This window comes from Pedobacter sp. AW31-3R (assembly GCF_052180285.1).
GTDB lineage: Bacteria > Bacteroidota > Bacteroidia > Sphingobacteriales > Sphingobacteriaceae > Pedobacter.
The window spans coordinates 281,533-294,423 of record NZ_CP197475.1; the positions used below are offsets into that span (position 1 = coordinate 281,533).

The window sequence follows — 12,891 nt, forward strand, 5'->3', positions numbered from 1 at the left end:
TCTGTCCCTGCTGGCCGGCTGCTTCTATTTGACTAGAAATATATCTTCCGAATAGTGACATAAATCATTTCAGGTAAAAAATGGAATGTGTATAATTATGTCTTAGAACGTTTCTAAATAGAATTTTTCCCTTTTTTGGTCATATTCGTGTAGTAAATTCAAGCATTTATTAAATACTTTTGCAGGAATAGAACACAAAATATAAATCTAATGGCTAGTTTCGGAAACGCTTTTTCCTCATCTATAGGAAAAAAACTAATAATGGGTATCACCGGCCTGTTTCTAATTTTATTTCTAATTGTACACTGCTTTATCAATTCATTGATATTTCTGAATGACGGTGGTCTAACATTCAATATTGGTGCCCACTTTATGGCAACCAACTGGTTAATCAGGGGTTCAGAGGTGATCTTGATGCTGGGTTTACTGGCACATATTGTACAGGGACTTCGTCTTACTTTTCAGAATCAGGCAGCACGCCCTGTGAAGTATGCGGTTAACAATGGAAATGCAAATAGTAAATGGTACTCCCGCTCAATGGGATTATTAGGAACCTTATTGCTGATCTTCCTGATTGTGCATTTGTCTAATTTCTGGGTAGTATCCCGTTTTACAGGTATTCCTACGGAAGATGCAAATGGCCATGAGGACTTATTTGCAGTCATGAAAGAAACCTTTCAGAATGTATGGGTAGTCGTTTTATACGTTCTTGCAATGGGATCACTTGCGTACCATTTATTACACGGTTTTGCTTCTGCTTTCCAGACTTTAGGCTGGAACCACAGAAAGTATACACCGCTGATCAAAGGTTTTGGTGTATGGTACTCTATCATCATCGCAGTGCTTTTTGCAGCGATGCCTGTATTGATTTATACAGGTATTATTAATTAAAATTTCGAACGTTAAACGCTAAATATAATGGCAGAGATGAATGCAAATATTCCGGAAGGAGAATTAACGGTAAAATGGACCAAATTAAGGTCTTCTATGCCGCTTGTCAATCCGTCGAATAAAAGAAGTATTGAAATTGTAATAGTAGGTTCAGGACTTGCAGGTGCTTCAGCAGCAGCAACCCTTGCCGAAATGGGATATAAAGTTAAATGTTTTTGCTTCCAGGATTCACCAAGAAGAGCGCACTCTATTGCCGCTCAGGGTGGTATCAATGCAGCAAAAAATTATCAGAATGATGGTGATAGTATCTATCGCTTATTTTATGATACGATTAAAGGTGGTGATTACCGTGCCCGTGAAGCCAACGTTCACCGTCTGGCAGAGGTCAGTGCCAATATCATCGACCAGTGTGTGGCTCAGGGTGTACCCCTGGCACGTGAATACGGTGGATTACTGGATAACCGCTCTTTTGGTGGTACACAGGTTCAGCGTACTTTCTATGCTGCAGGACAAACAGGTCAGCAGTTGCTTTTAGGTGCCTACAGTGCCCTGGAACGCCAGATTGGAATGGGTAAGGTGGAAATGTTTACCCGACATGAAATGCTTGAAGTGGTGGTAATTGAAGGTAAGGCACGTGGTATTATTGCACGTAACCTGATTACCGGACAACTGGAGCGCCATTTCGGTCACGCAGTAATTTTAGGAACTGGTGGTTACGGAAACGTATTTTACCTTTCTACCAATGCCATGGGAAGTAATGTGACCGGTGCATGGAAAGCCCATAAAAAAGGTGCTTTCTTTGGAAACCCTTGTTTTACACAGATTCACCCTACCTGTATCCCTGTATCAGGAGATCACCAGTCGAAACTGACCCTGATGTCTGAATCATTACGTAATGACGGACGTATCTGGGTACCAAAGAAAAAAGACGATCAGCGTAAAGCAACAGATATTCCTGAAGAGGAAAGAGATTATTACCTGGAACGCCGTTACCCTGCTTTCGGTAACCTTGTACCCCGCGACGTGGCTTCAAGGGCTGCTAAAGAGCGTTGTGATGCAGGATATGGGGTTGGCGTTTCCAAACTTGCAGTATACCTGGATTTCGCTGCCAATACAGAACGTTACGGACGTATTGAGGCAACAAAACATAATATCCATAATCCGGATCATGAAACTTGTATGCGCCTGGGTCGTGAGGTGGTGAAGGAAAAATATGGTAACCTGTTCGATATGTACGCACAGATTACCGGTGAAGACCCGTATGAACTGCCTATGCGGATCTATCCTGCCGTTCACTATACTATGGGTGGCCTGTGGGTAGATTATAACCTGATGACTACTGTCCCTGGTTTATATGCTTTGGGTGAAGCGAATTTCTCTGACCACGGAGCAAACCGCCTGGGTGCTTCTGCGTTGATGCAGGGGCTGGCAGATGGTTATTTTGTACTTCCTTATACCATTGGTTCATACCTTTCCAAAGAGCTGGCAACAAAAGCTATTCCTTTGGACCACCCTGCTTTTGTGGAGGCTGAAGCCAGTGTGAAAGCGATTCTTGATAAATTCATCTCTATTAAAGGAACGAAGTCGGTCGATTTCTTCCATAAAAAATTAGGTTTGATCATGTGGGAAAAATGTGGAATGGCACGTAATGCCCAGGGATTAACTGAAGCGATTGCTGAAATCCAGCAGCTGCGTAAGGATTTCTGGTCTGATGTACGTGTTCCGGGAGCAGTGAACGAATTTAATCCTGAACTGGAGAAAGCAGGTCGTGTAGCCGACTTTATCGAGCTTGGAGAACTGATGTGTAAAGATGCATTGGACAGAAATGAATCATGCGGAGGGCACTTCAGGGAGGAGTATCAGACTGAAGAGGGGGAAGCCCTGAGGGATGATGAGAACTATGCTTACGTGTCTGCATGGGAATATAAAGAAGGTGTTCAGTTTGAACTGCACAAAGAGCAGTTGAAATTTGAAAACATCAAAATCGCACAAAGAAGTTATAAATAATCTAGTACTAAAATCTCCATACCATGAGTACAGGAAATATGAATTTAACGCTGAAAGTTTGGCGTCAGAAGGATAACAAAGCCAAAGGTAATTTGGTGGATTATAAATTATCAGCAATTTCTCCGGATATGTCTTTCTTAGAGATGTTCGACGTTTTAAATGAGCAACTGATTAATAAAGGAGATGAGCCGATTGTATTTGACCACGATTGCAGGGAAGGTATTTGCGGAGCTTGCTCAATGTATATCAATGGAAGGCCGCACGGTCCGAAGGAAGGAGTAACAACCTGCCAGCTGCACATGCGTTCTTTCAAGGATGGTGATACCATTGTAGTAGAACCATGGAGAGCGAAAGCTTTTCCGGTAGTGAAAGATTTGGTGGTAGACCGTAGCGCATTCGACAGGATTATTGCTTCTGGAGGTTTTATCTCTGTCAATACAGGTAATGCACAGGATGCTAATGCGCTTCCTATTCCTAAACTGGCGGCAGATGCTGCTTTTGAAGCCGCGGCTTGTATCGGTTGCGGTGCCTGTGTGGCTACCTGTAAAAATGCATCAGCGATGTTGTTTACATCAGCTAAGATCTCTCAGCTGGCCTTATTACCTCAGGGACAGCCTGAACGTTACCGTCGTGCACAAAGCATGGTCGCTCAAATGGATGCAGAAGGTTTCGGTAACTGTACCAATACAGGTGCATGTGAAGCAGAATGCCCTAAAGGAATTTCATTAGAGAATATCGCACGTATGAACAGAGATTTTTATTCTTCAAAGTTTCTTTCTGAAGAAGAAGTTTAGTAAATTTAGCCTACGAGACAAGGGTACTATAACACAAAAACCCCGGGATATTTTTCCTGGGGTTTTGTGTATATAAAGGTTGCTGTTTTATGCTTTTGCAGGTGGGGCAGGAGGTTCCGGAGGTGCTGGTAGCGGAGGTGGGGGCACCTGATTTTTTTTGTCGTTTGATAAAGTGAAGGAAATAGGAATATTGTATTTCACACGGACATATTTTCCTTTACTGCTGCCCGGAATCCAATTCGGAGAAGCTTTCATTACCCTAACTGCTTCTTCATCTAATCCGCTGCCTGCTGCCCTTTCTACTTTGATATTACTCAATTTTCCATCTTTTTCTATGATGTAGGAGAGGAAAACTTTGCCTTGCACATTATTTTTGAATGCTTGTTCGGGGTATTTAACATTCTTCGCCAGGTACGCATAGAATTTTTCCATTCCGCCCGGGAAAGTTGGTTGTTTATCTATAGATACAAAATCAAAAACTTTTTCTTCTGTTTCTGCTTTACCGGGACTTACTTGTTTGGCCTTGACTTTATCCTGGCTATACCCGGCAGCGGACAGGAGCAATGTTGCCATAAATAAGGGCAGGCACAGTCCATATTTCAATAGGGCTGTCCTTCCTGATGGTTTTTTGTGTAACATCATAATTCGATTTTTTAGAAGTGATTGATTAAAAAAATTGTTGGTTAAAGCATTTTGATCCACACCAAAGGCTTTGCTTAACAGGAGCATGGCATAGGTTTCCTTGTGGTCTTCATCACCCGCTGCTACTTCATCAGCCAGGTACTCATGGACATTCCTGATTTCCTGTTTGTAGAGATAAACTATAGGATTGAACCAGTTCATGATGCTGATGCACTCAAAGAAGAGGATGTCGAGCGTGTGCAGCTGACGGATATGGATTTCTTCATGGAGATTGATCATTTCCAGGCCCGACAAGGAGCTGTCTATCACTTTCTTGTTCAGGAAAGAGAAAGCCCGGCCCTTGGTATGACCCTTTATCAGCTGGGAGACACCCTTCAGCTGCCATAAAAAACGAAATATACAGCACAATAGCCCAATTATATACACTATTCCTGCTGCATTTCCCCAACTGAGGTAACTGCTGTTCCCGGGTACAATAACGACCTCCATCAGCATGTTGATTTGGTTTACACCTTTACCTAACTGTTGACTGTTCACCTGGCCGACAAACCATTCCAGGTGTACGAAGGGGATAATTATGGAGAGCAGTCCCGCTGAAATCAGATAGATCCTGTTCAGCACGAAGTAGGTCTCTTTATCCAGAAATAACTTATAGAAAGTATAAAATATAACCAGGTATAGATTTACCTGCAGGAGATAGTGTATCCAGCTCATAACTATTTCTTTTTAAGTTGATTGATCATTTTTAATATTTCATCCAAATCATTGATGTCCATTTTTTCTTCCTTCACAAAAAAGGAAAACATGCTTTCTACAGAATTTTCAAAATAATTGCCGAGCAGCTTTTCTGTGGCGTAACGCTTGTATTCCTCTCTGGAAATCAGTGGATGGTACTGGTGCGATTTTCCATAAGCTTCATGACCAATGAACCCTTTTACCTCCAGGATCCTGATAATCGTTGAAACCGTGTTATATGCCGGCTTTGGTTCTGGCAAAAGATTCATTACATCTTTTACAAAGCCTTTTTCAATTTGCCAGACAATCTGCATAATTTGTTCTTCGGCTTTTGTCAGATCTTTAATTTCCATAATTGTGTTATTGATGTGTGTATGCTATTCAAAATTGAACTAAGAATATAGTTATAAATGTATAAACTAAAATCTTAGTTTCAAAATAAAAATAGGTTTATTTTGAAAAGGGGTGCACAAGGCGCAATAAGGAGAGTTTTTACAAGAATTTAAAAATTTGTAACCGATTTCTAAAAGGAAATGGAAAGATTTTATACCTGCTGGTTCGCCGGATCAATGGCTTTGGCAACCGAGATGGCGCAATGGGTTTAAATAGAAATAGCGGCCATCCAGCCGCTAAATACTAACTATTAACTAAAAACTAAGATTCTTTTTTGCCTTCCTGTATCCAGGGAAGGAGGAGTGTTGGAATTGTAAATTCTCCATTCACAATTCGCTTTAACAAAATGAACGAGATAATGAATAGCTCCATCAGCCAGCTCAACCAAAATTGGTTCAGCTGTGCGCCGCAAAGGATTATTTCCTTGTTGTAGCTACCGTTTTTGCCAATTCTGTCTGCGCTGATAATTTAACAGACGCATTATTTTCATTAACGTTGCTTGTGCTCAAAAATAAAGTGGCCAGCATCATTAGAAATACAGGTACCAGTACCATGATAAATGGGGATACGCTGGTTAATTTTTTCATGAAGTATGTTCCTGCAGCAGTAAGAAAAGAAAGGTTAACATTCACTTGCTCAAAGGCATGCATTACAGCAGTTGTTGGATTTTCTAATTGGTAATCTGATGAAGTTTTCATAATCGTTTCGTTTTGATGAAACAAATAGAGCAATAAAAAAAAAGCTGTTAAAATCTTTTAGACCAAGTGTAAAAAATCCTAGATAAACAGGTTTATGCTTGATTGCACGCCTATTTGCCCGTTGGTAGAAAAAAAATGGCAGTTCGTCGAAAGCGCTAGCCTAAAATCATTACTTTCCTTACTTTGGTTCATCCCGATAGCATAGAATTCATGATTACGAAAAGAGAGTTGATTGTCCACATTGCATACTGGCTGTTTATTGTTGCCATACTGGGGCTGGATATTTTCTTCGGCAGCAGCGGAGAGATTATGCCCAACCGGCTGCTGATCAGATATGGGTATTTCGGCATTATCAATGTCTCTATTTTCTATATCAATTATACCCTGCTTATTCCGCAATTGCTGAAGAGATACTGGTATTATGTGATCTCCCTGGTTGTACTCATTGCGGTAATGGCTGCTGCCAAAACGATACTGGCAGTATTGTACAGGGATATTGTACTTGCGTATACCAATTCAAAAACCGGGGCTATTGAATATTCCGATGTGAATCATTATGCAATAGGATCTGTATTCATGTCAGGTTTTTTTATCATCTCAGGTTGTCTGATCAAGTTTACACTCGACTGGTTTAGTAATATTAAAATTCAGCGTAGCCTGGAAACGGAGAAGAAAGATATGGAACTTCAGTTTCTGAAATCACAACTCAATCCACACTTCCTGTTCAATTCCCTAAACAATATCTATTCCCTGGCCTATCAGAAATCCGACAAAACGGCCGATGCAGTATTGAAGCTGTCGGATATCATGCGTTATATGATTTATGAGAGTAATGACAGCTGGGTATCGTTAAGCAAGGAAATAGAGTACCTGAAGAGTTATATTGAGCTGCAAAAGTTGAGGTTTAAGAATGGCGCATCAGTAGAAATGACGTTGAATGGTGAAATTGATGATCAGCAGATTATTCCGCTGATCCTGATAGCATTTGTGGAAAATGCCTTTAAACATGGAATAGCGAATGATCCGGAAGACCCGATCAGAATAAATATCATTGCCAATCAAAAGATTCTGCACTTCAGTATTACCAATAAAAAAAGCAATGCCAATAAAGATAATGTAGGTGGCGTAGGCTTAAACAATGTAGAACGGAGATTACAGTTACTTTATCCTGACAGGTATAAATTAAATATTGTAAATTCGGCTACCCACTACACCAGTGAATTAATGCTTGATATATGATGAAATTAAAATGTATTGCGGTAGACGATGAGCCTTTAGCGCTCGATATCATAGAGGACTATATCTCCAAGGTCCCCTTCCTGGAATTGGTGAAACGGACAGAAAATGCAATTGAAGGACTTCAAATGGTGCAGGCTGGTGGAATAGACCTGGTTTTCCTTGATATTCAGATGCCCGATTTAACAGGTATCCAGTTTCTTAAAATCGCCAATAATAAAGCCAGCTATATATTGACAACCGCTTACTCCCAATATGCGCTGGAAAGCTATGACCTCAATGTATCCGATTACCTGCTTAAACCTATCGCATTCGACCGCTTTTATAAAGCCGTAGAGAAGGTACATAACCTCCACAAGAAGAATGCTGAGGTAGTAGCCCCGGTAGCTCCTGCCCCGGTTGTACCTCCATCGGCTCCGGTTATACAGCCTGTTCAGGATTTTATCTTTGTGAAGACGGAACATAAGATCCAGAAAATTGAGCTGGATGATATTCTTTATATTGAAGGATTGAAAGATTATATCTCCATCTTTACCAAAGCAGAGCGGGTGATTACCCTGCAGAATATGAAAAAGATGGAAGAGACACTTCCTTCAGCTCAGTTTATCAGGGTACATAAGTCATATATCATTGCCCTGGATAAAATTGAGAGTATTGAAAGGAGCAGGATTACCATCTGTGGAAAGATCATCCCGATTGGAGATACCTACCGTGATGAGTTTTTCAAAAGGATTGAGAACAATAATATTTAGGGCCATTACCGGCTGCTGAGTTTCCTGATAATGAATAACTCAGCAGTTCTATCTTCTTCAGATTGAAGAGGAAAGAGGCAAAATAAGAAGTATGATTATTTGCGCTATGAAGTAATCTTAGGCGGCTGCTTTAAGAAAGTCCTGATCACATGCTCAGCCTCATTGGTCAGTTCCTCGGCATTTTTTTCTGCTGAGGATAAAGGCGGAAGTACCGTCCACTTCAGCTGTTCTCCCGTACTTAAGGGAAAACCTCCATATTGCACTGTTTTCCATGAGTTTTCTATGGCTATCGGGACAATAAGGGCATGAGGTACTGCTTTGAGTAAGGTTGCGATTCCACCTACCTGAAAAGGCTTCATTTGTCCGTCTTTTGCACGGGTACCTTCTGCGAAGATCATGGCCGACCAGTTGTTTTCTTTCATCCTGCGTCCCAGCTTGATGATTTCTGCCACGGCCTGTTTGCTGTCTTTGCGGTTGATATTTGCTCCGCCCCCGTATTTCAGGTTGAATGAAATGGAAGGTATACCTTTAGTCAGCTCAATTTTTGAAATGAACTTCACATGATATTTTCTTAAAAACCAGATGATCGCCGGAATATCGTACATACTCTGGTGATTGGCTACAAAAATGATCGGCTGATTTAAAGGCAGTTGCTGTTCATTGATGAAAGTGGTTGAATTGCCGGAAAAAATCTGGCAGTAGGTTAAAAAGAAGTTCAATAGATCTACCGATTTCTTATGTGCTTTATACCCGAAAAACCGGTAGCACCCCCATTGTACAGGTTGAAAAATAATCAGTGTCAGAAAAAAGAAAAAGTAAAATAAGGGAGTAAAAATATATCCCAGAAATTTGTTCATACTATTTTTATAATTTGCCTTCGAGTATCAATAGTTTGGTTTTTAACAGTGCCGCTACACTCATGCTGTCGGTGATGGTTCCATTGATGACCATTTCATAAGCCTCATCGAAATGAACTTTACGCAATACCAGCTGCTCGGTTTCTTCAGGTTCGGCAATACCCATGGTTAATCCCCTTGCAATGTAGATGATGGCCAGTTCATCGCTTACAGAATTGGAGAGGTGCATCCGCTGTATTTCCATCCATTCTGTCGCAACCAGCCCTGTTTCTTCCAGCAATTCGCGTTTTGCACCTGCTACCGGGGGCAGGTCAAAAGACCCTCCACCCTCAGGGATCTCCCAGCTGTATGCCTTCAGGGGAAAGCGGTATTGGCCAACCAGCCAGGTGTTCAGGTCATCGTCTAATGGCAATACACCAATCGCATAGTTTTTGAAATGAACTTCTCCATAAATACCTGGTCCACCAGATGGATTAATAACCTGATGTTCGGTCAGTTTTATCCAGTTGTTTTCGTATATCTGCTGACTTTCTACGGTAATCCACGGATTTGTCTCTTCCATGGTGCAAGATACAAATTTTTGAGCGCAGCAGAATAAGGAGTGTAACAAAAACGGCCACCAGGAAGGCGGCCGATAATCAAATGGAAATGATGGCAGTTTTAGAATGAACCTTCATCAGGTTTCATCTCCTGCTGATCAGGTTTTTTGCTCTTCTTCATGAAGGTGGTCTGTCCGAAACGGTAAGAGAAAGTAAGGTTTGCTACCGGACCATATCTTCTTCTCTGGAATTCTGTTTTGGTGTTGTTATCCTCAAATTCCATACTCCACATCCGGGTGTTGAATACATCCCTTACGTTAAAGCTTAAGGATGCTTTTTTACCAGGAAAGTCATATTTGGCTCCCGCATCTGCATTCCAGTTTGCATTTCTTTTGCCCTGTGCCATCACTTCATCAGATTCATACTCTGCCTTCACCTGTAAAGTAATGCTGTAAGGAAGGACAAAGTTGTTCGTTAAATTGGCATTCCAGCTGAAACCGGAGTTTCCATCGATGTCATATGCAGGGGCAGCTGCAATATCACTGTGGTATACATTCACATTGGCGGTGAAGTTCCAGGCTTTGATGACATCAACCTTACTGATAAATTCAAATCCGCTGGAGATATCCCTGGATAGATTTTGGGGAGTGGTGATAATCACTCCGGTTACGGGATCAGCAGCAGATCTTACCCTTTGAATCAGGTCATTGGTACGACGCATATAAGCAGTCGACAGTAAAGTTACTTTTGGCCATAATTTGCTGTAACTCATCTCAAAGGAGTGTACGTCTTCAGGAAGCAGGTTTGGATTACCACGACGCCAGTTCAATAGATCGGAATAGTCTGTAAATGGATTGGTATCCCAGGGTCTCGGCCTGTTTACCCTTCTGGAGTAACTCACCTGCAATTGCTGCTCCCCTTTAAACTTCTGCGTCAGGTAGATGCTGGGATATAAACGTGCATAGGAAATCTTGCCTGGTGTATAAGTTACATTTCCTGTGCCGTCAAAACCGCCGGAGTTGGTATTTAACAAAGCGTCTTCTCCTCTCAGTCCAATCTGGTAACCAAAGTTCTTATACTGGTTCTGATAGTTCAGGTATAAAGCATGAACCTGATCTTTACTGTTGAACAGATTAGATAATGCATAATCTTCATCGTAATTACCCGTACTGCTGTTCAATTCCAGTGCCTGGGTATGATTATCTGAATAACGGATCTGGCTGCGGTATCCGGTCTCAATTTTACCCGCTTTGCCCATTGGCAAGACATAATCGGCCTGAATGTTATAGTTGCTGTTGTTACCGTTATTGATATTTCTCTGTAATTCATTCTGGGCAGAAACAGGCACGCCTGCATTACTGTAAACGAGGGTGTTGTATTCCTGGAAATTGTCGTTGTCTCCTGTGGAATAGCCAAAATTGAAAGTTAATTCTTCCCCTTGGGTCTGGAACTTATGGCTGTAATCGAAATTCAGGTCGTAACTGTTTCCGGAGCCCAGGTTACTGTTGTTCCTCGTGCTGAATTCCTGCGGATCTCTTTGAGATCCATATTTGTAAATCATGGCCCGGTCGCTATTGCTCTGGTTTCTGCTGTTGAAACCTCCTGAAAGACTTAAAATATCTTTTGGTGTAAGGTAATAATCGATCCCTGCTTTTGCATTATGGCTTTTATCCAACCCCGTGGAACTCATTGTCTGATCTGCAAATTTGAGGTCGGTTAGCGGATTGGGTTTTTTATAGGTGATGTTATTGAATCCACCTCCGGGACGGTTCCCATGGCGGTAACCATAATTGCCGTAGATATTAATTTTATTGTTCTGGAAGCTTAAGCTGGTATTCCCGTTGTAACTGTCCCTGTTCCCTGCGGTCAGGGCAACGTTGCCATTTAAACCCAGTTTCTTATTTCTTTTCAATACGATATTGATAATCCCGGATTGTCCTTCAGCATCATATTTTGCAGAAGGGTTCGTGATGACTTCCACGGTTTCGATGGAACTAGCCGGAATGGACTGCAGTATCTGCGCGATGTCACCACCCGCAATTAAAGAAGGTTTCCCATCGATCAATACCCTAACCCCGGTTGATCCCCTTAAGCTTACATTTCCATCTACATCGGTCTGTATGGAAGGTACATTTTGTAAAAGGTCGGATGCAGATCCCCCTTCCGACACAAGGCTCTGATCTACCGAGAATACTTTTTTGTCAATCCCCAGCTGCATGGTACTTTTAGCTGCGGTGATCGTGACTTCGCTCAGTACATTTCCACTGGCAGTTTTCATTTTGATAGTGCCCAGGTTAACGACCGACTGGCTTTTATTGATGGCTACCTCATTTCTCACCATGGTCTGGTAACCTACATAACTGATTTTAATGGTGAATACTCCCTCAGGAATATTATTGATCAACAGGTCCCCATTGAGGTCTGTCTGTCCTGTTTTTATTATGGCTTTGCTGGTTTTATCGATAAGTACAGCAGAGGCGAAAGGAACTGTTTCATTCGTTTGCACATCTACTACTTTTCCCGTAAGTTTGCCGGTGCTTGTTGTCTGTGTATATCCCTGTCCTACAGTTGTTATACCAATTGCGAGTGTTAAAAATATGAATTTGTAAAAATACCTGTTCATCTGGAATTTTATGTGGTTTGTGTGTGTTTGTTTAGAGAGGGACAAAGAAACGACAGGGAAGTTTAAAAAACAGGGCGTAACTATTTTATTACAGCTAAAAAATGATCAATTACAGTAATATTTTTGTGAATGAGGGATTATCTTATTCTGCTTACAGGAATTTAGTCAGTTCATTGCTTGAAAATCACCAAACCACAGGGGAAGATCACAGTGAAGCGATGTTACATTACAGCAAAATGAATGTACAGCGAATGAACAGGGTGGATAAAACAGTATCACTCAATGAAGAGCTGGTACAAACCCTGGATTCAGTAAAAAAGAAGTACCGTTTACTGGTAATTTCTGAAGGATGGTGCGGTGATGCGGCACAACTTCTTCCCTTGTTTCAGAAGATTGTCGATCTGGCACCTGAGTTATTCGACCTGAGGGTAGTCCTGAGAGATCACAATTTACCACTGATCGATGCACACCTCACCAATGGTGGTCGTGCCATTCCCAAATTGCTGGTTATTGATGAAGAGGGTGGACTGGTTACGGAATGGGGACCAAGACCGGATGTATTGCAACAGTTACTGAATGTCTGGAAGACAGAAAATTCGGATATGTTTGTTCTTGCTGAAATGTTACACCATTGGTATGCAAAAGACAAGACGCAGACTACCCAGAAAGAACTGGTCTCTGTATTTAAAAATCTGGAACAGCTGGTATAAAATGACCAGCTCCT

General features: G+C 41.6%; 12 protein-coding genes. 6 read left to right on the forward strand and 6 right to left on the reverse strand.

All coding sequences use genetic code 11. The features are described from left to right. The first annotated feature begins 261 nt into the window (after positions 1-261). Genes ACSBL2_RS01195 through ACSBL2_RS01205 form a run of 3 tightly spaced genes read left to right on the forward strand, consistent with a single transcriptional unit; the run spans position 262 to position 3,692 of the window. Complete coding sequence (locus tag ACSBL2_RS01195; RefSeq protein WP_442589852.1) at positions 262-891, forward strand: succinate dehydrogenase cytochrome b subunit; 630 nt, start codon at positions 262-264, stop codon at positions 889-891. A gap of 27 nt (positions 892-918) precedes the next feature. Beyond that, the gene (locus tag ACSBL2_RS01200; protein ID WP_442589853.1) at positions 919-2,898 is read left to right on the forward strand and encodes a fumarate reductase/succinate dehydrogenase flavoprotein subunit; all 1,980 of its coding nucleotides are present in this window, start codon (positions 919-921) and stop codon (positions 2,896-2,898) included. Between the two features lie 23 nt (positions 2,899-2,921). Further along, complete coding sequence (locus ACSBL2_RS01205; RefSeq protein ID WP_442589854.1) at positions 2,922-3,692, forward strand: succinate dehydrogenase/fumarate reductase iron-sulfur subunit; 771 nt, start codon at positions 2,922-2,924, stop codon at positions 3,690-3,692. An 87-nt stretch (positions 3,693-3,779) separates the two neighbouring features. Here the strand turns inward: ACSBL2_RS01205 and ACSBL2_RS01210 are convergent, their stop codons facing one another. The 3 genes from ACSBL2_RS01210 to ACSBL2_RS01220 form a co-directional block, all read right to left on the reverse strand. Continuing rightward, positions 3,780-5,048: a M56 family metallopeptidase gene (locus ACSBL2_RS01210; protein ID WP_442589855.1), complete on the reverse strand. Its 1,269-nt coding sequence runs from the start codon at positions 5,046-5,048 to the stop codon at positions 3,780-3,782. A 2-nt stretch (positions 5,049-5,050) separates the two neighbouring features. Continuing rightward, the gene (locus tag ACSBL2_RS01215) at positions 5,051-5,422 is read right to left on the reverse strand and encodes a BlaI/MecI/CopY family transcriptional regulator (protein ID WP_442589856.1); all 372 of its coding nucleotides are present in this window, start codon (positions 5,420-5,422) and stop codon (positions 5,051-5,053) included. Positions 5,423-5,878: 456 nt separating this feature from the next. Further along, the gene (locus ACSBL2_RS01220; RefSeq protein ID WP_442589857.1) at positions 5,879-6,160 is read right to left on the reverse strand and encodes a hypothetical protein; all 282 of its coding nucleotides are present in this window, start codon (positions 6,158-6,160) and stop codon (positions 5,879-5,881) included. A gap of 210 nt (positions 6,161-6,370) precedes the next feature. Between ACSBL2_RS01220 and ACSBL2_RS01225 the strand changes: the two genes are divergently transcribed. Both ACSBL2_RS01225 and ACSBL2_RS01230 read left to right on the forward strand, forming a co-directional pair. Further along, positions 6,371-7,399 (forward strand): sensor histidine kinase, encoded by a 1,029-nt coding sequence (locus ACSBL2_RS01225; RefSeq protein ID WP_442589858.1) that lies wholly within the window; start codon positions 6,371-6,373, stop codon positions 7,397-7,399. Further along, positions 7,396-8,148 carry a LytR/AlgR family response regulator transcription factor gene (locus tag ACSBL2_RS01230; protein WP_442589859.1) on the forward strand — a complete coding sequence of 251 codons (753 nt, stop codon included), beginning with the start codon at positions 7,396-7,398 and terminating at the stop codon, positions 8,146-8,148. Before ACSBL2_RS01225 ends, ACSBL2_RS01230 begins: the two co-directional genes overlap by 4 nt. Before the next feature lie 104 nt (positions 8,149-8,252). Here ACSBL2_RS01230 and ACSBL2_RS01235 read toward each other — a convergent pair whose 3' ends face one another. The 3 genes from ACSBL2_RS01235 to ACSBL2_RS01245 all read right to left on the reverse strand — a co-directional run bounded on the left by ACSBL2_RS01235 (position 8,253) and on the right by ACSBL2_RS01245 (position 12,167). After that, positions 8,253-9,005 (reverse strand): lysophospholipid acyltransferase family protein, encoded by a 753-nt coding sequence (locus ACSBL2_RS01235; protein ID WP_442589860.1) that lies wholly within the window; start codon positions 9,003-9,005, stop codon positions 8,253-8,255. Positions 9,006-9,012: 7 nt separating this feature from the next. After that, positions 9,013-9,567 carry an NUDIX domain-containing protein gene (locus ACSBL2_RS01240; protein ID WP_442589861.1) on the reverse strand — a complete coding sequence of 185 codons (555 nt, stop codon included), beginning with the start codon at positions 9,565-9,567 and terminating at the stop codon, positions 9,013-9,015. A 98-nt stretch (positions 9,568-9,665) separates the two neighbouring features. Further along, positions 9,666-12,167 (reverse strand): outer membrane beta-barrel protein, encoded by a 2,502-nt coding sequence (locus tag ACSBL2_RS01245; protein WP_442589862.1) that lies wholly within the window; start codon positions 12,165-12,167, stop codon positions 9,666-9,668. 101 nt (positions 12,168-12,268) lie between these two features. On the opposite strand from ACSBL2_RS01245, the gene ACSBL2_RS01250 reads away from it, so the two are divergent. Next, positions 12,269-12,877 (forward strand): thioredoxin family protein, encoded by a 609-nt coding sequence (locus ACSBL2_RS01250; protein WP_442589863.1) that lies wholly within the window; start codon positions 12,269-12,271, stop codon positions 12,875-12,877. Positions 12,878-12,891 lie beyond the last annotated feature (14 nt).